23 protein-coding genes are annotated in these 21,376 nt (G+C 67.5%); 7 read left to right on the forward strand and 16 right to left on the reverse strand.

Features of this window, described 5'->3' with window-relative positions; all coding sequences use genetic code 11:
- The first annotated feature begins 7 nt into the window (after positions 1-7).
- The gene (gene cfa, locus AC1DGW_RS03695; protein WP_478019498.1) at positions 8-1,123 is read left to right on the forward strand and encodes a cyclopropane fatty acyl phospholipid synthase; all 1,116 of its coding nucleotides are present in this window, start codon (positions 8-10) and stop codon (positions 1,121-1,123) included.
- A gap of 137 nt (positions 1,124-1,260) precedes the next feature.
- Here the strand turns inward: cfa and AC1DGW_RS03700 are convergent, their stop codons facing one another.
- Complete coding sequence (locus tag AC1DGW_RS03700; RefSeq protein ID WP_478019500.1) at positions 1,261-3,429, reverse strand: M3 family metallopeptidase; 2,169 nt, start codon at positions 3,427-3,429, stop codon at positions 1,261-1,263.
- A gap of 153 nt (positions 3,430-3,582) precedes the next feature.
- On the opposite strand from AC1DGW_RS03700, the gene AC1DGW_RS03705 reads away from it, so the two are divergent.
- Positions 3,583-4,065, forward strand: coding sequence for a glutathione peroxidase (locus AC1DGW_RS03705; protein ID WP_478019502.1), 483 nt, complete (start codon positions 3,583-3,585; stop codon positions 4,063-4,065).
- A 1-nt stretch (position 4,066) separates the two neighbouring features.
- Here AC1DGW_RS03705 and AC1DGW_RS03710 read toward each other — a convergent pair whose 3' ends face one another.
- From AC1DGW_RS03710 to AC1DGW_RS03750, 9 genes are all read right to left on the reverse strand, one after another.
- On the reverse strand, positions 4,067-4,357 hold the full coding sequence (locus tag AC1DGW_RS03710) for a HigA family addiction module antitoxin (RefSeq protein WP_478019504.1): 291 nt from the start codon (positions 4,355-4,357) through the stop codon (positions 4,067-4,069).
- Entirely contained in the window at positions 4,357-4,593 is a 237-nt protein-coding gene (locus AC1DGW_RS03715; RefSeq protein ID WP_478019506.1) for a type II toxin-antitoxin system RelE/ParE family toxin, read from the reverse strand. Before AC1DGW_RS03715 ends, AC1DGW_RS03710 begins: the two co-directional genes overlap by 1 nt.
- Positions 4,594-4,734: 141 nt before the next feature.
- A complete protein-coding gene (locus AC1DGW_RS03720; protein WP_478019508.1) occupies positions 4,735-7,146 on the reverse strand; it encodes an AAA family ATPase in 2,412 nt (803 codons plus the stop codon).
- A 109-nt stretch (positions 7,147-7,255) separates the two neighbouring features.
- On the reverse strand, positions 7,256-8,038 hold the full coding sequence (locus AC1DGW_RS03725) for a ferredoxin--NADP reductase (RefSeq protein WP_478019510.1): 783 nt from the start codon (positions 8,036-8,038) through the stop codon (positions 7,256-7,258).
- A gap of 186 nt (positions 8,039-8,224) precedes the next feature.
- Positions 8,225-10,096: an ABC transporter ATP-binding protein gene (locus AC1DGW_RS03730; protein ID WP_478019512.1), complete on the reverse strand. Its 1,872-nt coding sequence runs from the start codon at positions 10,094-10,096 to the stop codon at positions 8,225-8,227.
- A gap of 49 nt (positions 10,097-10,145) precedes the next feature.
- The gene (locus AC1DGW_RS03735) at positions 10,146-10,463 is read right to left on the reverse strand and encodes a BON domain-containing protein (protein ID WP_478019514.1); all 318 of its coding nucleotides are present in this window, start codon (positions 10,461-10,463) and stop codon (positions 10,146-10,148) included.
- 61 nt (positions 10,464-10,524) lie between these two features.
- Positions 10,525-11,169: a trimeric intracellular cation channel family protein gene (locus tag AC1DGW_RS03740; protein WP_478019516.1), complete on the reverse strand. Its 645-nt coding sequence runs from the start codon at positions 11,167-11,169 to the stop codon at positions 10,525-10,527.
- Between the two features lie 92 nt (positions 11,170-11,261).
- Complete coding sequence (locus AC1DGW_RS03745; RefSeq protein ID WP_478019518.1) at positions 11,262-11,708, reverse strand: carboxymuconolactone decarboxylase family protein; 447 nt, start codon at positions 11,706-11,708, stop codon at positions 11,262-11,264.
- A 37-nt stretch (positions 11,709-11,745) separates the two neighbouring features.
- Entirely contained in the window at positions 11,746-12,645 is a 900-nt protein-coding gene (locus AC1DGW_RS03750; RefSeq protein WP_478019520.1) for an RNA polymerase sigma-70 factor, read from the reverse strand.
- 229 nt (positions 12,646-12,874) lie between these two features.
- Between AC1DGW_RS03750 and AC1DGW_RS03755 the strand changes: the two genes are divergently transcribed.
- The 3 genes from AC1DGW_RS03755 to AC1DGW_RS03765 all read left to right on the forward strand — a co-directional run bounded on the left by AC1DGW_RS03755 (position 12,875) and on the right by AC1DGW_RS03765 (position 15,500).
- Positions 12,875-14,392: a fumarate hydratase gene (locus AC1DGW_RS03755; RefSeq protein WP_478019522.1), complete on the forward strand. Its 1,518-nt coding sequence runs from the start codon at positions 12,875-12,877 to the stop codon at positions 14,390-14,392.
- Positions 14,393-14,467: 75 nt separating this feature from the next.
- The gene (locus tag AC1DGW_RS03760; protein WP_478019524.1) at positions 14,468-14,788 is read left to right on the forward strand and encodes a hypothetical protein; all 321 of its coding nucleotides are present in this window, start codon (positions 14,468-14,470) and stop codon (positions 14,786-14,788) included.
- A gap of 76 nt (positions 14,789-14,864) precedes the next feature.
- Positions 14,865-15,500 (forward strand): glutathione S-transferase family protein, encoded by a 636-nt coding sequence (locus tag AC1DGW_RS03765; protein ID WP_478019526.1) that lies wholly within the window; start codon positions 14,865-14,867, stop codon positions 15,498-15,500.
- A 52-nt stretch (positions 15,501-15,552) separates the two neighbouring features.
- Here the strand turns inward: AC1DGW_RS03765 and AC1DGW_RS03770 are convergent, their stop codons facing one another.
- From AC1DGW_RS03770 to AC1DGW_RS03785, 4 genes are all read right to left on the reverse strand, one after another.
- Positions 15,553-16,662, reverse strand: coding sequence for a sterol desaturase family protein (locus AC1DGW_RS03770; RefSeq protein ID WP_478019529.1), 1,110 nt, complete (start codon positions 16,660-16,662; stop codon positions 15,553-15,555).
- Positions 16,663-16,827: 165 nt separating this feature from the next.
- A complete protein-coding gene (gene arsC, locus AC1DGW_RS03775; protein WP_478019531.1) occupies positions 16,828-17,175 on the reverse strand; it encodes an arsenate reductase (glutaredoxin) in 348 nt (115 codons plus the stop codon).
- Between the two features lie 5 nt (positions 17,176-17,180).
- Complete coding sequence (locus tag AC1DGW_RS03780; protein WP_478019533.1) at positions 17,181-18,320, reverse strand: phospholipase A; 1,140 nt, start codon at positions 18,318-18,320, stop codon at positions 17,181-17,183.
- Positions 18,321-18,437: 117 nt separating this feature from the next.
- On the reverse strand, positions 18,438-18,923 hold the full coding sequence (locus tag AC1DGW_RS03785) for a DUF456 domain-containing protein (protein WP_478019536.1): 486 nt from the start codon (positions 18,921-18,923) through the stop codon (positions 18,438-18,440).
- A gap of 232 nt (positions 18,924-19,155) precedes the next feature.
- On the opposite strand from AC1DGW_RS03785, the gene AC1DGW_RS03790 reads away from it, so the two are divergent.
- Positions 19,156-19,365 (forward strand): cold-shock protein, encoded by a 210-nt coding sequence (locus tag AC1DGW_RS03790; protein WP_054665365.1) that lies wholly within the window; start codon positions 19,156-19,158, stop codon positions 19,363-19,365.
- A gap of 81 nt (positions 19,366-19,446) precedes the next feature.
- On the opposite strand, the gene AC1DGW_RS03795 is transcribed toward AC1DGW_RS03790, so the two are convergent.
- Positions 19,447-19,929: a glycine zipper 2TM domain-containing protein gene (locus tag AC1DGW_RS03795; RefSeq protein WP_478019538.1), complete on the reverse strand. Its 483-nt coding sequence runs from the start codon at positions 19,927-19,929 to the stop codon at positions 19,447-19,449.
- A 109-nt stretch (positions 19,930-20,038) separates the two neighbouring features.
- Complete coding sequence (locus AC1DGW_RS03800) at positions 20,039-20,470, reverse strand: hypothetical protein (RefSeq protein WP_478019540.1); 432 nt, start codon at positions 20,468-20,470, stop codon at positions 20,039-20,041.
- 72 nt (positions 20,471-20,542) lie between these two features.
- Here AC1DGW_RS03800 and AC1DGW_RS03805 point away from each other — a divergent pair, with 72 nt between their 5' ends.
- Positions 20,543-21,337: a tRNA threonylcarbamoyladenosine dehydratase gene (locus tag AC1DGW_RS03805; RefSeq protein ID WP_478019542.1), complete on the forward strand. Its 795-nt coding sequence runs from the start codon at positions 20,543-20,545 to the stop codon at positions 21,335-21,337.
- Positions 21,338-21,376 lie beyond the last annotated feature (39 nt).

Genomic DNA, 21,376 nt, shown 5'->3' on the forward strand with positions numbered 1-21,376 from the left:
GCCAGCGATGGATGCAGGGCTGCAACGACGCGTCGAAGCACTGCTGCACGAGGCGGGCATCACCCCTGGCGGGGAGCGCCCGCAGGACATCGACATCCTCGACCCGCGCTTCCATGCGCGGGTGCTGGCCGAAGGCTCGCTCGGCCTGGGCGAGAGCTACATGGACGGCTGGTGGCAGGCGCGTTCGCTCGATGCCTTCCTCACTCACCTGCTGGCGGCGCGGCTGGACGAGCGCGTGCACGGCGGCGGCGAAGTATGGGATGCGCTCAAGGCCAGGCTGTTCAACCTGCAGGCCGGGCAGGGCAGCTATGAAGTCGGCAAGCGCCATTACGATCTTGGCAACGACCTGTACCGGGCGATGCTCGGCAAGCGGCTGGTGTACAGCTGCGGCTACTGGCGCCAGGCCGGCAATCTGGATGACGCGCAGGAAGCCAAGCTCGACCTGATCTGCCGCAAGCTTGGGCTGCGCCCGGGCATGCGCGTGCTGGACATCGGCTGCGGCTGGGGCGAGGCATTGAAGTACGCCGCCGAACGCCATGGCGTGGAAGGCGTGGGCATCACCATCTCGCAGGAACAGGCCGATTTCGCGCGCGGGCTGTGCGCCGGCCTGCCGGTGGAAATCCGTCTGCAGGACTACCACGTGCTGGATGAGCCGTTCGACGCGATCCTGTCGGTGGGCATGTTCGAGCACGTCGGGGTCAAGAACTACCGCAGTTATTTCGAGGTGGCGCGGCGCTGCCTGCGTGGGGACGGACTGTTCCTGCTGCACAGCATCGGCGGCAACGTCAGCCGCGACCGTACCGATCCCTGGATCGCCCGCTACATCTTCCCCAACTCGATGCTGCCCTCGGCCGCGCAGATCACCGCGGCGATGGAAGGCCTGTTCGTGCTGGAGGATTGGCACAACTTCGGCACCGACTACGACCGCACGCTGCAGGCGTGGCGGACCAACGTGGAAGCGGCCTGGGAGCGGCTGGATCCTCGCTACGACGAGCGCTTCCGGCGCATGTGGCGTTTCTACCTGGCCGCCTCGATGGCGAGCTTCCGCACCCGTCACGCGCAGCTCTGGCAATTGGTGCTGTCGCCGCGCGGCGTGGCAGGCGGCTACATCGCGCCGCGCTAGTACGGAGGGATGGGAGACCGCCGACGGCGGTTTCGACGTCGCCCGCATGGGGCCCGAAGGGCCACGGCCATGGATTGCGGCAGCAAAAAAGCCGCCCGGCGAACCGGGCGGCTTCAGGCTGGCGGCGAGGCGGAGGCTTACTTGCCTTCGGCGCCGGTCAGGCCACGCTTCTCCAGCAGCGGCTCGATCTGCGGATCGTGGCCGGCGAAGTTGCGGAACAGCTCCATCGCATCGACGCTGCCGCCGCGCGACAGCAGGGTCTTGCGGAAGTGGTCGCCATTGGCGCGCGACAGGCCGCCGTGGTCGCGGAACCACTTCTGGGTGTTGGCGTCGAGCACCTCGGACCAGATATAGGCGTAGTAGCCGGCCGAGTAGCCGCCCATGATGTGGCTGAAGTAGGTGGTGCGGTAACGCGGCGGCACCGGCGCGTAGTAGATGCCGTCCTTGACCAGCGCCTCATGCTCGAACTTGACCACGTCCTGCGGGGCCGGAACCTGGCCGACGCCGATCTGGTGCCAGCTCTGGTCCAGCATCGCCGCGCCGAGGTACTCGGTGGTGGCGAAGCCCTGGTTGAACTTGGACGCGGCGATCACCTTGTCCAGCAGCGCCTGCGGCATCGCCGAGCCGTTCTGGTAGTGCCTGGCGTAGTTGGCCAGGATGGTTGGCTCGTCGGACCACATCTCGTTGACCTGCGAGGGGAACTCGACGAAGTCGCGCGGCACCGCGGTACCCGAGAAATAGGGGTACTTCACGTTCGAGAACATGCCGTGCAGGGCGTGGCCGAATTCGTGGAACGTGGTGTTGACCTCGTCCCAGGTCAGCAGGGTCGGCTGGCCGGCCGGCGGCTTGGGAATATTGAGATGGTTGGCGACCACCGGCTTGTTGCCGGTCAGCGCCGACTGCGACACATAGGAGTTCATCCACGCGCCACCGCGCTTGGACTCGCGCGCGTACGGATCGAAGATGAAGATCGCCAGCTGGCTGCCGTCGGCATCGAACACGTCGTAGACGGTGACGTCGTCGTGGTACACCGGCAGGTCGGTGCGCTGCTTGAAGCTCAGGCCGTATTCCTTGCCGGCGGCGTAGAACACGCCGTTCTCCAGCACGTTCTTCAGTTCGAAATAGGGCTTGAGCTGCGATTCGTCGAAGTCGTACTTGGCCTGGCGCACCTTCTCGCTGTAGAAGGCCCAGTCCCACGGCTGCAGCTCGAAGGTCGCCTTGCCGGCGGCCTTCTGCTCGCGGTCGATCATGGCCTGCAGGTCGGCCGCCTCGCGCCTGGCGTTGGCCACCGCAGCGGGGGCCAGCTGGCCAAGCATGGCGTTGACTGCTTCCGGGGTCTTGGCGGTCTGGTTGCCCAAGCCATAGGCGGCGTAGTTCGCAAAGCCCATCAGTGCGGCCTTCTGCGCGCGCAGGGTCATGATGCGCGAGACCAGCGCGGTGTTGTCGTACTCGCCGCCCTTGCTGCCGCGCGAGATCGAGGCTTCGTGGATCTTCTGGCGCAGCGCGCGGTTGGTGAGGTTGGTCAGCGCCGGCTGGCCGGTGGTGTTGAGCAGGGCGATGACGTACTTGCCGTCCAGCTTGCGCGCCTTGGCAGCTTCCGCGGCGGCGGCGATCTGGCCGGCCGACAGGCCGTCCAGCTGCTTCACGTCGTCGACCACGATGTACGAGGCGTTGACCTCGGCCAGCACGTTCTGGCTGAACCTGGTGCCCAGGTTGGCCAATTCGGCATTGATGTCCTTGAGCTTGGCCTTGTCGGCGTCGGACAGCCTGGCGCCGGCGCGGACGAAGTTGTCGTGGTACTTCTCGACCAGGCGCACGCCTTCGGCGTCCAGGCCCAGCGTGTCGCGCTTGTCGTACAGGGCCTTGATGCGTTCGAACAGCTTGCCGTTGAGGTTGATGGCGTCGCTGTGGGCGGCGAAGCGGGCCGAATAGTCGGCCTGCAGCTTCTTGCGTGCGTCGTTGGTGTCGGCACCGATCAGCGAGAAGAACACGGTGGTGGCGCGGTCGAGGACGGCGCCGCTCTTCTCCAGCGCGATCAGGGTGTTGTCGAAGGTCGGGGCGGCCGGATTGTTGGCGATCGCTTCCACTTCCTTGAGCTGCTGCGCCATGCCGGCGTCGAAGGCCGGCGCGAAGTCGGTGTCCTTGATCCTGTCGAACTGCGGGAAATGCAGCGGCAGAGGGCTCTCGGCGAAGAACGGGTTGGCCTGCCGGGCCTGCTGGCCGGTGGCGGCGTTCGCGGTCAGGCTGTAGGCCGGCAGGGCTACGCCCAGGGACACGGCCAGGGCGAGAGCAAGACGGGTGTTCAAGTCGGAAACTCCGGAAAATACTGAACCTTCAGGGTAACCCGCGGGCCTCGGCCGACGGGTGTGTCGAATGGCATGGTTGCGGCCCGAAGCCGCTTGTTGCAGGCCGTTGCCGCCCCGATGGCGTAGGCTGGCAGGCCCGCCTGGAGCCTCGCCATGAGCAGTGTTTTCGATTTCGAACTGACGGCGCTGGATGGCCGGCCGATGCCGCTGGCGGCGTTCGACGGCCGGGTGCTGCTGATCGTCAACACCGCCTCGAAGTGCGGTTTCACCCCGCAATACGAGGGGCTGGAACGGCTGTGGCGCGAGTATGGGCCGCGCGGGCTGGTCGTGCTGGGTTGCCCCTGCGACCAGTTCGGCCACCAGGAGCCGGGCGACGCGGCCGAGATCGGCGCGTTCTGCAGCCTCACCTACGGCGTCGGTTTCCCGATGTCGGCCAAGCTGCGGGTCAATGGCGTCGATGCCCACCCGCTATGGCGCTGGCTGCAGCGCGAGAAGCGCGGCGCGCTCGGGATTGCCGCGATCAAGTGGAATTTCAGCAAGTTCCTGGTCGGGCGCGACGGGCGGGTGATCGCCCGCTATGCGCCGACTGCACGCCCGGAATCGCTGGAAGGCGATATCCGGGTAGCGCTGGGCTGAGTCAGGCCGCCAGTTTCAGCCGGCGGACGTTCTTCAGGTCGACATGCTGGCGGGCGACCCACAGGTCATGGGCGTCCTGCATCGCCAGCCAGCTTTCCGGGCTGCGGCCCAGGGCCTTGGACAGGCGCAGCGCCATTTCCGGGCTGATCCGGCTGCTGCCATTGAGCACGCGGCTGAGAGTGGAGGCCGCAACCGCCAGCTTTTCGGCCAGTTCCCGGCCGCTGATGCCGTTGGGTTCAAGATAGACAGCGGTGATGAACTCACCGGGATGCGGGGGATTGTGCATGTTCATCAGTGGTAATCCTCATAGTCCAGCACGTAGGCATTGCCGTCCTTGAACTCGAAGGTGATGCGCCAGTTGCCGTTGACGGCAATGGACCAGCACCCTTTCATTCCGCCTTTCAGCGAATGCAGGCGAAACCCGGGGATGTCCATATCCTCGATGCTCTGTGCGGTATCAAGCGCGGCCAGCTGCATGCGCAGCCGCTTGGCATGATCGGCCTGCACGCCGTCTCGAAGAGTCTGCACAGTCCCTTGTGCTGGAACGACGTGATCATGCGGCCGATCATGGCATGTTGCGCATCGCGCAACATGCGGGCGTCGCGGGTGGCGGGCCGATGCGGCCGCAGGAGGAGGGCCCGGTACGCATGCGCACCGGGCCATGGCGCATCAGGCCGGCGTCGAACTGCCGACTTCTTCCAGCAGGTCCTGCGGCTGCAGCCGGGTGCGGGTCGGGTCGCCGTCCTGCGTCATCGCCCGTTGCAGGGCGCGGCGGGTGGCGGCAGTGACCAGCGATTGCAGGTCGCGGCCGGACTTGCCTTCGGTGGCCGCGGCCAGTCCGTTCAGCACGTCCTCGATTGCGAAGTCCAGCGGCTTGCCGGCCAGCTGCAGGCGCAGGATGGCAGCGCGCGCGTCGGCGTCGGGCAGGCCGATCCGGATCTTGCGCTCCAGGCGCGAGAGCAGGGCGCTGTCGATGGCGTCGGGATGGTTGCTGGCAGCCAGCAGGAACACCTGTCCCTGGCGGGTGCTGATGCCGTCCAGCTCCTGCAGCAGCTGGGCGACGATTTCGGCGTTGAGTTTGTCCGAGTTGCCGCTGCCGCGGGGCGGGGCGATGGTGTCGATCTCGTCCAGGAACACGATGCAAGGCGCCTGCGCGCGCGCCTTTTCGAACAACTGCTTGACCCGCGCGCCGCCGTCGCCGATGAACTGCCCCTTCACGTCGGTGGAGGACGCGGCGATGAACGACAGTCCGGACTGGCTGGCCAGCACGCGCGCGATCTGGGTCTTGCCCGTGCCCGGTGGGCCGTAGAGCAGGATGCCGCGCGGCACCGGGATGTTCATCCGCGCCAGTTCCTCGGCATGCAGCAGCTCCTTGCCCAGGCTCTCGAATTCGGCGCGGGTGGACGCCGGCAGGATCACGTCGTCCCAGCCCAGCACCTGCACCGAAGTCGAGCTCTTGCCGCGCAGGCGGGCGATGGCGGTACTGAAGTCCGCCGCCGCCGGGCGCCCGGCCGGATGGGTGGAAACCACGCTGGTCACCAGCGTGGACAGGTCGCGACCGGACATGCCTGCGGTCTCGCGCACCAGTGCGTCGGTCACCGGCAGGGCCAGCTGCGCCTTGCCGAATTCGGCCAGCAGGATGCGTTCGCGCGCGGCGGCGTCCGGCGCCGGCAGTTCGATGGAAACGGTGAAGCGCGACAGCACGGCGTCGTCGATCAGTTCGCGGCGGTTGGTCGCGCCGATCACCAGCACGTTGCCGCCGCCCTGGTTGAAACCGTCCCACTCGGCGATGAAGGTCTGCACCAGTTCGTTGCCGAAATTGTCGGTATCGCGGCTGCCGCGGCGGGCGAACGCGCTTTCGCACTCGTCCACGAACAGGATCGTGGGGGCCTTGCTGCGCGCCTGTTCCCACAGCTTCTTGACCTTGGGGCCGGTGTGGCCGATGTGCTCGCCCTTCAGGTCGGCGATGGTCACGGCGATGAAGTTGCAGTCCACGTGCTGGGCCAGCTTGCGTGCGATCAGGGTCTTGCCGGTGCCGGGTGGACCCCACAGCAGCATGCCCTTGGGCAGCGGCGGCTGGCCGGCGGCGAAGCGGTCGACCAGCTTGACCACCTGCTCCAGCGTGGTCTCGGGAACGGCCACGTCCTGCCAGTTGGCTTCCATCTTGTCCAGCGAGGCCAGGCGGGTGAGCAGCGATTGCAGCACCTGCTGCTCGCGCTCGTGCGGGGCGCTGAGCTGCTGCAGTTCGACGATGGCCGGCGCGAACGGCGCCAGCTGCGGCGCCAGCGCGGCGGCCAGCGGCTCCCAGGTGGCGCGGTGCCCGTCGACCTCGGCGCGGACCCGCACGAAGCCGCCCGGATGGCCGTTGAGCGGCAGGCGGATGAAGATGTCCGGATCCTTGTCGGCAGGAATGTCGGTGCTCAGGCCGACCATCACCGCGTTGGAATTGTCGTGCTTGTCGGCCAGCTGCCAGCTGATGCCGAGCTTGTCCGCCGACGGCGCCGGTGCGCGCACCACCGGATAGGGATGGGAGCGGCCGTCCTCGTGCTTCCTGCCGAACGCATTCAACTGCAGTTGGCGCTTGCCCAGTTCATCGATCGAGGCGAGCGTGGCGGCGGCATTGCGCCGGCCCAGGCGGCGCCGGCCCAGCCAGACCAGGAAGGCATACAGCGGCAGCGCCGGTGGCACGAGCGCGAACGGCACCAGCAGCAGGTCGAGCGGGAACGGCAGCGCATAGCGGAGGTGATAGATCAGGCCGCCGATCTGGGCATACAGCAGCAGGCTGCCGAGCAGCAGGAGCCAGCCCAGGGTGCGTGCGGTGCCGGTGCCAAGGGTTGCGGCCAGGGTCAGCGCAGGCCGCAAGGCGCGCTTGCGCGCTTCGGTGATGGCCTGGTGGCGGGCCTGCGCCAGCCCCTGCTCGAACACCGGGCGCATGGCCTGCGTCGCCTGGCAGGCGGCAGGGTAGGCGGTGGCGAGCGCCTGCCTGGCGCTGTCCAGGCGCTGCCGGCACTGGGCCAGTTCTTCAAGCAGCACGGTGCGCTGGTTGTCGATGAAACTGCTGCGTGAAGCGCCTGGACCCATGAATGTTTTTCCTGGAATGAAAACGGCCGGATCTTCGTGATCCGGCCGGTACGTTAAACGATCGACATGGCGCTTCAAAGGCGCCCCCTGTAGGTGAATTCCCTACAGCTCATTTTTCGACGAAGGCGCGCTCGAACACGTAATGCCCTGGCGAGCCGATGCGTGGCGAAACCTCGAAGCCGCGCGCGTCCAGCACCCCGCGCAGGTCGGCCAGCATCTGCGGGCTGCCGCAGATCATGAAGCGGTCGTTGGCCGGGTCGAACGGCGGCAGACCGAGGGTCTGCGGCATTTCGCCGGTTTCCATCAGCGTGGTCAGGCGGCCGTGGTTGCGGAACGGTTCGCGGGTGACCGCGGGGTAGTACAGCAGCTTGTCGCGGACGATATCGCCGAGGATTTCGTCCTCGAACAGTTCCTTCTCGAAGTAATCGCGGTAGGCCAGGTCGCGCTCGAAGCGCACGCCGTGGCAGACGATGACCTTGTCGAAACGCTCGTAGGTCTCCGGATCCTTGACGATGCTCAGCCACGGCGCCAGGCCGGTGCCGGTACCCAGCAGGTACAGGTGCCTGCCCGGATGCAGATCGGAGATCAGCAGGGTGCCGGTGGGCTTCCTGCCGACCAGGATCGTGTCGCCGGGCTTGAGATGCTGCAGGCGCGAGGTCAGTGGACCATCCTGCACCTTGATGCTGAAGAAGTGCAGCTGCTCTTCCCAGTTGGCGCTGGCGATGGAATAGGCGCGCATCAAGGGGCGGGCGCCCTCGTTTTCCAGGCCGATCATCACGAACTGGCCGTTCTCGAAGCGGAAGCCGTTGTCGCGGGTCGTGGAGAAGCTGAAGTAGGCGTCCGTCCAGTGACGGACTTCAAGCACCGTCTCGGTGCCGTAAGCGGAAGACATGCCGGGATTCGTGGGGTGGGATAAACCCGCGCATTCTAGCAAAGCCGGCCATGCGGGCCCGGATGCGACGGTTTGTCGCGGGTGCCAGCGGGATGCGCTGGGGCTCCACGGCGTCTTCCATGATGCGTGGGCTGTTGTCCAAGGATCGGCATGAAGTGCGCTCCTGCCGAAAGCTTCTGCCGCGATTCAGCGATAGCCGGCGGCCTGCAGCTCGAACAGTTCGGCGTAGCGGCCGCCTTCGGTCATCAGCTGTTCGTGGGTGCCGCTGGCCTCGATGCGGCCGTCGGCCAGCACCAGGATGCGGTCGGCCATACGCACGGACGAGAACCGGTGCGAGATCAGCACCGCGGTGCGCTGCTCGGAAAGCTCCTTGAAGCGCTGGAACACTTCGAACTCGGCGCGTGCGTCCAGTGCGGCGGTGGGTTCGTCGAGGATCATCACCTGCGCATCGCGCATGTAGGCGCGGGCGATGGCGATCTTCTGCCACTGGCCGCCGGACAGGTCCACGCCGCTCTTGAAGCGGCGCCCGATCAGCTGTTCGTAGCCTTCGGGCAGGGCGTCGATCACCTCGTCGGCCAGCGCGCGACGTGCGGCACCGCGGATGCGCGTGGCGTCGGACATCGCATCGACCTGGCCGACGCCGATGTTCTCGCCGGCCGACAGGTGGTAGCGCACGAAGTCCTGGAAGATCACGCCCATGTTGGCGCGCAGGTCGTCCAGGTCGTAGTCGCGCAGGTCGCGGCCGTCGAGCAGGATGCGGCCCTCGTCCGGGTCGTAGAGCCGCGCCAGCAGCTTGACCAGGGTGGTCTTGCCGGCGCCGTTCTCACCGACCAGGGCGATCACCTCGCCGGCGCGCAGCTGGAAGTCGAGGTGGCGCACGGCCCAGCGCCCGGCGTCGGGGTAGCGGAAGCCGACGTTCTCGAACACGAAGCCCTCGCGGATCGGACGCGGCACCGGCACCGCGTCCGGACGCGAGCGGATCTCCGGTTCGATGGCGAAGAACGAGAACAGGTCGTCCAGGTACAACGCCTGCCCGGCGACCTGCGAGAAGCCGGTCAGCAGGCCTTCCAGCAGCTGGCGCAGGCGCAGGAAGCTGCCAGACAGGAAGGTCAGGTCGCCGATGCTGAAATCGCCGCGGATCGTGCGCCAGGCGATATAGGCATAGGCGGCGTAATAGCCCAGCGTGCCCAGCGCCGCCAGCAGGGCGCCCCAGAACGCGCGCTTGCGCGCCAGCGTGCGGTTGGCGCGGTAGAAGCGCTCGGCCAGCAGTCGGTAGCGGTCGATCAGGAACCGGTGGAGGTTGAAGATCTTCACCTCCTTGGCGGTTTCCACGCTGGCGCCGACCTGGCGCAGGTAGTCGAGCTGGCGCCGTTCCGGGGTCCAGCTGTAGTTGAGCGAATAGCCCAGCGTGTTGAAGTGCGACTCGCCGAGGAAGGCCGGCACCAGCGCCACCGCCAGCAGGGCGATCAGCCAGGGCGCATAGGCGACCAGGCCGGCGGCGAAACTGATCACGGTGACCGCGTCCTGCGCCTGTCCGAGCAGCTGGCTCATCAGGTTCATGCGGCCCATGGTCTGGCGCCGGGCGCGGTCGAGCTTGTCCTGCAGCTCCGGGTCCTCGAAATCCTCCAGGTCCAGTTCGGCGGCATGCTCCATCAAGCGCACGCTGGTGGCATTGGTGAACAGCTCGGACAACAGCGTGTCGGCGTAATTGACCACCCGCCCCAGCAGGTCCGAGCCGACGGCGATGCTCAGCTCCAGCGCCAGCAGTTCCAGCAGCAGATCGAGGTGGCCGCTGGCCAGCGCCTCGCCCAGCGGTGGCATGGCGCCGGCCCCGGCCAGGCGCACGGCCTCGTCGATGATCAGCTTGCCCACGTACAGCATCGCCACCGGCAGCAGCGCACGCAGCAGGCGCAGGCACAGGCTGGCCAGGGTAAGGACGGGGCTGGTCTGCCATATCTGGCGCAGGAACGGCGGCAGGTTGCGCATGGCGTTCATGCGCTCGCGGAAACTGGGGCGCTTGCCGGTGGCGGAAACAGGAGTGGACGGCGCGTGCGGCATGCGGGACTCGGGCGGTGGGGCCGGGTCAGGTTAACCGTTGCCCATCGGTTCAGCCGTTTTCGTCCAGGTCGATGTCGCCCATGTGCGCGTCGTCGCTGCCATCGGGATTGTCGCGTACGGCGCGACCGCGCGGGCCGAACGAGTGGCTGCCGCTGTCGATGTTGAGGCGGCTGTGGACGCCGCGCACGCCTTCGATGGCGGCCACCCGTGCTTCCACCTGCTGTTTCGTCGTAGCGTCCGGTACATCGCCGGACAGGGTGACGTGGCCATCCCTGACCTGCACCAGCACCTGCGAGGAGCGGCCCTGCGCGCCAAGCGTGCGCACCACATCGTCGCCGATCAACGTATCGGAACGTTCCACGGCCATGGCCGTCTCCTGCGGGAAGGGAGTTGCACCATGGCGCAGGCGCCGTGAGCGCCCCGTCACCTCAGCGGCGCGGGCCTTCCGGCGGTGGCGGATCGGAGGACTGCAGCGCCACCGGCAGGTGCCAGCCGAAGTGCATCGCCATCATCCGCAGCCCGAAACACAGCCCGGCGCCGGCGAGCGCGCAGGGCAGGGCGGGCAATCCCATCCAGTGGCCAAGCGCCACCACCGCCGCACCGGCCAGCGCGGCCACGGCATACAACTCGGCCTGCAGCACCAGCGGCACCTGCGCCAGCAGCACGTCGCGGGCGATGCCGCCGCCGATGCCGGTGAGCATGCCCAGCGCGGCGGCCATCGGCGGGGCGATGCCGAACGCCAGCGCCTTCTGCGTGCCGGCCACGGCGAACAGCGCCAGGCCCATCGCGTCGAACATGCGCACCGGGTACTGCAGGCGTTCGATCAGCGGCGCCCAGTAGAAAGTGACGACGCCGGCGGCCAGGGTGATGGCCGGATAGCGCCAGTCGCTGATCGCGGCCACCGGCGTGGCGCCGATCAGCAGATCGCGGGTGATGCCGCCGGCCAGCGCGGCGGCGAAGGACAGCACCAGTACGCCGAAGACGTCCAGCCGCCGGCGCACGCCCATCGTCGCGCCGGACAGTGCGAAGACGAAGGTGCCGATGAGGTCGAGGATCAGTACCAGGGTTCCCATGCGGCCGTATTGTGCGGCCTGCCGCCGGCGGCGGCCATCGGCGCGGACCGGCGGGAACGCCGCTTCCGCGGTGGGAAGCGGCGTCGGGCCGGTCAGGGCAGCGGCGGCAGCAGGCCGGCGCCGAGGCGGTTCCAGGCGTTGATGACCGCCACCGCCATGCTCAGGTCGCTGATGCCTTTGGGGTCGAAGTGCGGTGCCAGCGCGTCGAACGCCGCCTGCGACGGTGCGCCGTCGGGCAGGCGGGTCAGGGCTTCGGCCCAGCCCAGCGCGGCGCGCTCGCGTTCGTCGAAGAAGCAGCTCTCGTGCCAGGCCGGCAGGGTATCCAGCTTGCGCGGCTCGATCCCGGCCTTGCGCAGCGAGGTGGCGTGCATGTCCATGCAGTAACCGCAGCCGTTGATCTGCGAGACGCGCAGGAACACCAGTTCCAGCAGGTCATGCTCCAGCGACGCCGAATGCACGGCCTGGCTGGTTGCCAGCAGGCCCTTGAACGCATCGGCGGCCAGGCGGGTATAGGGAACGCGGGGGGAGTTGCTGCTCATCGGAAAGGCTCCAGTTGGCGGCCGGCAGTGGCCGCCTTCATTGCAAGGACGCGCCGGCGTCGTCGGCCGTGACAAGGGCGCGCAGTTTCTGTGGGTTGAGCACGCTGTAGATGCGCGCGATGCGGTCGCCATCGACCACGATGGTGGTGACCGAGTGCAGGTGGTCGCCATCGAAGCGCAGGATCGCCGGTTCGCCGTTGACGCTGCCCAGCCGCGCCGGATGGGTACCGCCGCGCCGCGCGATGGCCCAGAACAACTGGCCGATGCGCTCGGCGCCGAGCAGCGGCCGGATCGCCGCGGTGACCACGCCGCCGCCATCGGAGATCAGCTGCGCGTTGGCGTGCAGCAAGGCCTGGAGCGTGGCGTTGTCGCCCTGCTGCGAAGCCTCCATGAACCGCGCCAGCAACCGCCGGTGCTGGCCGGCATCGGCGGCGAAGCGCGGCCGCCCTTCCTGCAGACGCTTGCGTGCACGATGTACCAGCTGGCGGCAGTTGGCTTCGCTATGGCCGAGCAGGCCGGCGATGACCGCATAGTCGTGGTCGAAGGCCTCCTTGAGCAGGAAGGCGGCGCGTTCCTCCGGGCCGAGCTGTTCGAGCAGGGCCAGGAAGGCCAGCGAAACATCCTCGGCCAGGGCGTGGACCTGCGCGGGATCGGGCGCGGGCGGCAGCTCCGCGGCGATGTGCAGCGGCTCGGGCAGCCAGGGCCCCACGTAGTCCAGGCGCTGGCGCGTGGCCGCGCGCAGCCGGTCCAGGCCGAGCCGGGTGGTGGCGGTGACCAGCCAGGCCTCCGGATCGGCAATGGCCGAGGTATCGGTGCCGGCCCAGCGCAGCCAGGCGTCCTGGACCACATCCTCGGCGTCGGCGCGGCTGCCGAGCAGGCGATAGGCCAGCACCAGCAGGCGCGGGCGGTGGTGCTGGAAGGTGTCGGTCATGTCCATGCAGGAAGGACGCGGCAGCGCGTGCCGGCGTGACAACGGGGAGCCGCTACTTTGCCCCACCGGCCGGCGGCCGGGGACAGTGCGTTGCAGCCCCGCCATGGATGGCAGGGCGGACAGGAAACCGCCGGGAGCGGTTTCCAACATCGCGCAGCGATGGCCCGCAGGGCGCCCGCCATGGATGGCAGGGCGTAAAATGCCCGGCTCAACCCCCGCCAGCCTCGAGCAAGCCGTGACATCGATCAAGCAGGAAGACCTCATCCAGTCCATCGCCGACGCGCTGCAGTACATCTCGTACTACCACCCGGTCGACTACATCAAGAGCCTCGCCGCCGCCTATGAGCGCGAGGAGTCGCCGGCGGCCAGGGAGGCGATGGCCCAGATCCTGATCAACTCGCGGATGTGCGCCGAGGGCCACCGCCCGATCTGCCAGGACACCGGCATCGTCACCGTGTTCCTGGAAATCGGCATGAACGTGCGCTGGGACGACGCCACCATGGGAGTGGAGGACATGGCCAACGAAGGCATCCGCCGCGCCTATGCCTACCCGGACAACAAGCTGCGCGCCTCGGTGCTGGCCGATCCGGCCGGCAAGCGCACCAACACGAAGGACAACACCCCGGGCGTGGTCAACGTGAAGGTGGTGCAGGGCGACACCGTCGAGGTGATCGTCGCCGCTAAGGGCGGCGGTTCGGAGGCCAAGAGCAAGTTCGCCATGCTCAACCCGTCCGACTCCATCGTCGACTGGGTGCTCAGGACCGTGCCGACCATGGGCGCGGGCTGGTGCCCGCCGGGCATGCTCGGCATCGGCATCGGCGGCACCGCCGAGAAGGCGATGCTGCTGGCCAAGGAAGCGTTGATGGAGCCGATCGACATCAACGACCTCAAGGCCCGCGGCGCTTCCAATCGCGCCGAGGAACTGCGCCTGGAGCTGTACGACAAGGTCAACGCGCTGGGCATCGGCGCGCAGGGCCTGGGAGGCCTGACCACGGTGCTGGATATCAAGGTCAAGGATTACCCGACCCACGCCGCCAACCTGCCGGTGGCGATGATCCCCAACTGCGCAGCCACCCGCCACGCGCACTTCACCCTGGATGGCAGCGGCCCGGTGATGCTGGACCCGCCGTCGCTGGAAGACTGGCCGCAGATCACCTACGACGCCTCCAAGGGCACCCGCGTCGACCTGGACACCATCACCCCGGAGGAAGTGGCCAGCTGGAAGCCGGGCCAGACGCTGCTGCTCAACGGCAAGCTGCTGACCGGCCGCGATGCCGCGCACAAGCGCATGGTGGATATGCTCAACAAGGGCGAGCCGCTGCCGGTCGACCTGAAGGGCCGCTTCATCTATTACGTCGGCCCGGTCGATCCGGTGCGCGACGAGGTGGTGGGCCCGGCCGGCCCGACCACTGCCACCCGCATGGACAAGTTCACCCGCCAGATCCTGGAGCAGACCGGCCTGCTGGGCATGGTCGGCAAGGCCGAGCGCGGCCCGGCGGCGATCGAGGCGATCCGCGACAACAAGTCGGCTTACCTGATGGCCGTCGGTGGCTCCGCCTACCTGGTGTCCAAGGCGATCAAGGCGTCCAAGGTGGTCGGCTTCGCCGACCTGGGCATGGAAGCGATCTACGAGTTCACCGTGCAGGACATGCCGGTGACCGTGGCCGTGGATTCCACCGGCGAGTCGGTGCACACCACCGGCCCGCGCGAGTGGCAGGCCCGCATCGGCAAGATTCCGGTGGTCGTGGAATAAGGCGCTGCCGCGTCCACGCTGGCATCGAAGCAGCCCGGGCGTATGCTCGGGCTGTTTCCTTATGGAGCGGTGGACATGCGTACAGCACTGTGGGCGGGTCTGGTCGGCGTATCGCTGCTGTTGGCGGGGTGCTCCAGTGAGGGGGGCTGGCGCGATGCGCCACGCAACGACCCGGCCGCCTGCGTGAGCTATTGCCAGAAGGCCTATGACCTCTGCAGCGCCAACCCGCGCGGCTATGGCGATTGCGGCGAGGCGAACCGCGACAACCAGTGCGACAAGATCACCAATCCCGAACTGCGCGGGGCCTGCCAGACCTCGCAGGCGTTCTGCCAGAACCGCTCGGCGGCCGCAGTCTGCGGTGAGAGGTTGAACAGCTGCATGTCCAGCTGCAATTGAGCCGGCTCGGCTTCGCCGGGTCATGAAGGGCCCGCTCCAGCGGTAAGATGCGGCACCGCCTGCCAGGGAGAGCCCCATGTCTGTCGTCCTGTACGGATCGCAAAGCACCGCCTCGCTGGTCGTGCACTGGCTGCTGATCGAGCTGGGCATCGAGCACGAACTGCACCAGCTCGATTTCGAGCGGGGAGAGCAGAAGTCTCCCGGTTATCTCGCGATCAATCCGGCCGGGCGCGTACCGACGCTGCTGATAGACGGTCAGGTGCTTACCGAATCGGCGGCCATCGCCATGCACCTGGCCGACCTGCATCCGCAGGCCGGGTTGGCACCGGCACCGGGGACGCCGGCGCGCGGCGACTATTACCGCTGGATGTGCTTCTGCGTCTATACCCTGATGCCGGCCTACCGCGCGTGGTTCTATCCGCACGAGCCGGCCGGCGAGGCCGGCATCGACGCGGTGAAGGAGCGCGCCCGCGTGCAATTGGAGGCAGCCTGGCAGCAGGTGGCCGGTCACCTGCAGGACGAGGGGCCGTACATGCTGGGCGCGCAGGTATCGGCGGTGGACTTCATATTGACCATGCTGATGCGCTGGTCGCGCAACATGCCGTGCCCGACCGACGCCTGGCCGGTACTGGCCGCGCATGCGCGACGGATGAAGGACCGACCCGCGCTGGCGGAGGTCTACCGCCGCGAAGGCATCGGCGACTGGACGTAAGGCGCGGCGCCAGCCCCTCCGGGCGGAGAAGCCGGTGCGCCCCGCAAGCCGTTCAATCCACGTAGTCGTCGAACTTGCGCCCGCCCTGAAACGGCATCACGTGCTGCCGCAGGATGCCTTTGGGCACGGTCTCCAGTTTCATCACGCCGTATTCCTGCGGCCACTGCGCCTGGTCGCGCGGCAGCTTGAACGTGCCCATCAGCATGTCCACCACCGGCAGGTGGATGGCGTAGTTCACGTCGATGTATTCCTTCTGCCGGGCGTGGTGCCAGTGGTGGTAGCGCGGCAGCACCACCAGGTATTCCAGCCAGCCGAAGCGGATGCCGAGGTTGGCGTGGGCCAGCACCGCCTGCAGGCCGACCAGGATCACGTAGGCGTTCACCGCCGGGGTCGAGAAGCCAAGGACCAGCAGCGGCAGCAGCACTGCGCTGCGGGTCATCACGATCTCGATGAAATGGATGCGCGAGCCGGCCAGCCAGTCCATGTGCCGGCTGGAATGGTGCACGGCGTGGAAGCGCCACAGCCACGGAATGTTGTGGTACGCGCGGTGCAGCAGCGCCTGCGCCATGTCGGCGACGAACACCGCGATCAGGAACTGCGCCCAGACCGGCAGAGACTGGATCGCGGCCTTGAGCGACGGGAACGCGGCCAGCCCGGCGATGGTGGAGGTGGAGGCGGTGACCAGGATCAGGATGAACTGCACCAGCACGTGGCTCATGAAGAAATAGGCCACGTCGGTGCGCCAGCCCGGGCGCAGCGGCGACAGCGCGCGCTTGCCCAGGTAGCGCTCCAGCGGAACGAACACCAGCGCCGAAAAGAACAGCGACAGCACGAACCAGTCCAGCCCCAGCGAATAGGGCGTCTTGCCGATGGCGTCGAACTGCACGTTGGTGCCGCCCAGCAGCACCGCCAGGGTCGCGCTGCCGACGCCGATCGTGGCGATGCGCTTGTTGCGGTCGCGCAGGATGGCCAGCGTGCCGAGGATGAAGGCGGCGGCCAGCCCGACCAGCAGCAGGTGGCGGGCGAACTGCTCGTTGTAGACGGCGCGGAACTCGCGGCTGGTCAGCAGTTCGGGGAAGTGGAAGCAGGCCACCGCCATCAGGCTCAACAGCCCCAGCAGCGCGGAGGCATAGGCGAAGAAGGAACGGTGCGGTCGGGCCATGCGGGACTTCCTGTCGGGGGACGACTGGATTCTGCCTGCAGGCGGCAAAGATCGACAAGCGTGTCATGCAGGAGCGCACCTCGGTGCGCGATAGGGCTTGCACGCAGATGCCACTGTATCTGTGCGGGACACCGGGAAAGCCTCATCGCGCACCGAGGTGCGCTCCTACAACAACGTGCGCACCGTCTCCGGCGGGCGGCACAGCGCGGTGCCCTTGGGCGTGCGTACGATCGGGCGGTTGATCAGCGCCGGGTGCATGGCCATCGCCTCGACCAGCACGGCTTCGTCGTCGAGCCTGTCGGCCAGTCCCAGCTCGGCATAGGCGGCCTCCTTGCTGCGCAGCAGGTCGCGCGCGGGCATGCCCATCTCGTCCAGCAGCTGGCGCAGGGTCGCCGGATCGGGCGGGGCGGCGAGGTAGTCGATGACCTCGATATCGGCGCCGGCCTCCTGCAGCAGGGCCAGGGCGCCGCGGGAGTTCGAACAGCGGTGGTTGTGCCAGATCGTTGCTTTCATTGCCTTCAGAACCATTCCAACAGCGAGATGCCGACGCCGACATAGGTGGCGCGGTGGTTGTAGTCGATCATGCTTTCGCCATAGCCGTCGAACACCTGCACATGCCCGCGCAGCAGCCGGTTGAGCGGGAAACCGTAGTCCACCTGCACCGAGCCGTGCGAACGGTCGCCGCCGCGCAGCGAATGGCGCGCGGTCACCGAGAACTCATGGCCGTTGCGGTTGTAGACCAGGGTGGCGTCGCCGCGGCCGGTGTAGTCCTCGATGTCCGGGTTGTTGTCGTCCCTGTTCTTTTCCGGGACGCGATACCAGGGGCGCAGCATGATCGCCCAGTTGTCGCGGTCCAGGCCGACATTCAGGATCACCCGGTTCCAGCTGCGCGAGAGCGGATCGCTGCGGCCGTTGGACTGGTGGTTGAGGCTGATGCCGGTCATGCGGCCGTTCCAGCCGAACAGCGAATAGCCATTGCGGAAGACGAGCATGGCTTCCGGCTCGTAGTTGGTCTCGCGGAACGGGCGCGAGATCTCGCCGTTGTAGGCCTGCCAGTGCGAGCTCTGGGTATAGCCGACCCAGATGTCGCCGTTGTCGCCGAACAGGTTCTCGGCGACCTTGGTCTTGAAGCTGAGCTGGAACTTCAGCTCGGTGTTGTCCAGTTCCTCGGCCTCGGTGACGGTATTGGCCGGGTTGGGTGAATGCGGCATCCGGTTCGGCTTGTCGGTCCAGAACGCGGGCAGCAGGTACACCGGCTTGTAGGCGCGCAGCTGGAACAGGCCGAGCTTGGAGTCCTTGGCCAGCTCCCAGCGGCTGTCCAGCATCGACCCGCGACCTGCGTTGGCCACCACCGAGGCGAGGTCGTCGTGGGCGAAGAGCTCGTTGCGTGGCGGCAGCGGCTGGTCCAGTTCCTTCGCGCTGGCCCTGGCCTCCTTGAGCGTCTGCTGCGCGGCGCTGGCTGCGGCGTCCGCGGCGCGGGTGTCGGCCGGAGTGCGGCCCAGGGCGCGGTCGTAGCAGCTCAGACGGGCTGCGTCGGAATCCAGGGCGAAGCAGGCCTGCGGCGAGGCCGGCGTGGTGATCGACTCCTGCGCCAGGGCGGCGGCGGAGCAGCCCGACAGGGCGAGCAGCAGGACAGGGCGGGCGCGGGACATAGGCATGCGGGAGCGGTCCATCCGGACGATAGAGAAAGGCGCCCTGGGTTCAGGGCATGGTCCATCTGCGGAATTGTCGGTCATTGCCGTGTGCAGCGGGAGTCATGGGCGCGCGGGTCCGGTTCAGACGAACCAGGCGATGGCGAACACCCCGAGCATCGCCACCGCCAGTCCGAGCTTGAGGGCCACGCCCAGCACGATGCCCAGCCAGGTGCCGATGCCGACCTTGGTGGCCTGGCCCAGCTGGCGGCCATGCAGATACTCGCCGAGCAGCGCGCCGAGGAAAGGGCCGGCGAACAGGCCGATCGGCATGAAAAACAGCCCGGCCACGGTTCCCACCAGCGACCCGACCAGTGCCAGCCGGCTGGCGCCGAGCCGTTGCGCACCAAAGGTGGTGGAGAGCACGTCGACCACGATGGAGATCGCGGTCAGCACCCCCAGGACCACCAGTGGCAGCCAGCCCACATGGGTGAAGCCATCGGTCCAGGCCGCGACCAGCAGGCCGGCGAAAACCAGCGGGATGCCGGGTAGCGCGGGCAGGATCACGCCGGCGATGCCGACGATCACCAGCAGGGCCGCTAGCAGATACAATATGAATGAATAGTCCATGCAGGTTCCGGGGGGCTTCCAAAAGGGGTTGACAAGATTGTCTTTACCCGATTGATTTTTGGTTATGGTCGGGTTAAGTTTCAGCCGCTGAGCTTGGCAAGGTCACCGTGAATCGTGGCCTGATGGGTAGATCGCATGATTTGCTGCATCGTTGCACCTCGCTTCCTCCTTGCAGTCAGCCGCCTTCCGGGGCGTATCCATCACACGAGAGAGCAACAGGGAGTTAGTCGAGATGTCCGATCGCGAAACCGGCATTGTCAAGTGGTTCAATGACGCCAAGGGCTTCGGCTTCATCAGCCGCGAGAATGGCGAAGACGTGTTTGTGCACTTCCGCGCCATCCAGACCCAGGGCTTCAAGAGCCTGAAGGAAGGCCAGAAGGTCACCTTCACCGTGGTGCAGGGGCAGAAGGGTCTGCAGGCTGACGCCGTGCAGCCGGTCTGATACAGCCCGCGGAACAGGAAAAAGAAAAGGCCCGCGCAAGCGGGCCTTTTCCATGCCGTGCATTCGCGGACGGGGCCGGCGTCAGCGCAGCACCACGCGGCCGTTGACCACGCGCACGTAGGTGTTTTCGCGGATCCCGCCCAGGTCCTTCTGGTTGACCACGATCACGCGGCCATCGTCCATCCGCACCTGGATGTCGTACGAATCGCCGGTGACGTTCTGCTGGATCTTGTTGCCGGCCAAGGCGCCGGCCGCGGCACCAGCCACGGCGGCAATGTTCTGGTTGCCCTTGCTGCCGCCGGTGTGATCGGAGATCTCATGGCCGGCCACGGCGCCGACGATGCCGCCGAGGATGGCGCCGGTAGCCGACGGCGCGGTACGGCCCGAAGCCACCGTATCGATGCGGGTAACGATGCCGCAATCGGCGCAGCGGGCGTTGTTGTAGCCGCCGTTGTTGTAACCGCCGTTGTTGTAGCCACCGCCGCTGCTGTAACCCGGGGAAGTGGCGCAGCCGGCCAAGGCCAGGCTGGCGATGGCGCCCGCAGCGATCAACTGGATCTTCATGGTGATTCTCCTTGCCAGATGGGTAGCGGGTATGACCATACCCGGCAGCGTGAATCCTCCCTTTTCACGCGTGAATGGCGGGCCAACCACGCGTGAAACGGAAGTCGATTCACCTGAAATCCTGGTGGCAGGCCTTGCAGTCGTTTCCAAGCTGTTCAGTGACGGCGGCCAGCGCGGTGCAATCGGCCGGCGGCGAGGCCAGGGCCTCGTTCAAGGTGGCGCGGAAGCGGCTGGCGTGCTGCTGGAAGCGGGTGTCGTCGCGCAGGCCCGGGAAGGCCAGGTCCAGATCGTTGGTCAGCGAGCGCAGGGTCTGCAGGCGTGGGGTGGAGTCATTGATGCTGCAGCGGTTCTGCTTGCGGCTGTCGCCCAGCAACTGCGCCTGGCGCGCCATGACGTTCATCAGGCTGTGCGGGAACGGATCCTGCCGGGCCTGGATGGCGCGCATCGCCATGACGGTGGCGACGATGCCGATCAGCAGGCCGGCGATCAGCACGAACAGGTAGCGGGATGCGTTGGACGGGGTACGGCTGGGTTCGGTCATGGCCCGGGCTCCTTGGGGATGCGCCGATGGTACGACGCACGGTGCGTTTCCGGCCACGGTTAAAATGCGCGCATGAAAGAACAACTGCGCGAACGTTTCGCCGGCATCGACCGGCTGTATGGGGCCGGCGCCATCGAGCGGCTGTCCGGCTGCCGGGTGGCCGTGGTGGGCATGGGCGGCGTCGGCTCGTGGGTGGTCGAGGCGCTGGTGCGTTCGGCGGTCGGGCACCTGACCCTGATCGATGCCGATGACATCTGCGTCTCCAACACCAACCGGCAGCTGCCGGCGATGGCGGGCCAGTATGGGCGCAACAAGGCGGTGGCGATGGCCGAGCGCTGCCTGGCGATCAACCCCGACGCCGAAGTCGAGGCGGTGGAAGCGTTTCTGACCGGCTCCAACATGACCGAGCTGCTGGATCGCGGTTTCGACCTGGTCGTCGATGCCTGCGACAGTTTCCGGGTGAAGGTCGAGACCATCGCCTGGTGCCGCCGCCGCAAGCTGCCCTTGATCACCGTGGGCGCGGCCGGCGGGCGTACCGATCCGACCCTGGTGCGCGTGCGCGACGTGTCGCGGACCGAACACGACGCAATGCTGGCGCTGATCCGCAGGAAGCTCCGCAGCGAGTTCAATTTCCCCAAGAACCCGCAGCGCTATTTCGGCGTGCCGGCGGTGTATTCGCTGGAGAACGTGAAGTATCCGCAGGCCGATGGCAGCGTCTGTGGGCTGCGGCCCAACCTCGGTGCCGATGCGGCGCTCAAGCTCGATTGCGGCGCCGGCCTGGGCGCGGCCACCCATATCACCGGCGCGTTCGCTTTCGCCGCGGTCGGCAAGGCGTTGGAGATGCTGCTCAAGCCCAAGGCGCGTTGAGCGCTCCTTCCGCGGGAGCGGCTTCCGTCGCGACCGGGC

This window comes from Stenotrophomonas sp. 05N423 (genome assembly GCF_056397145.1).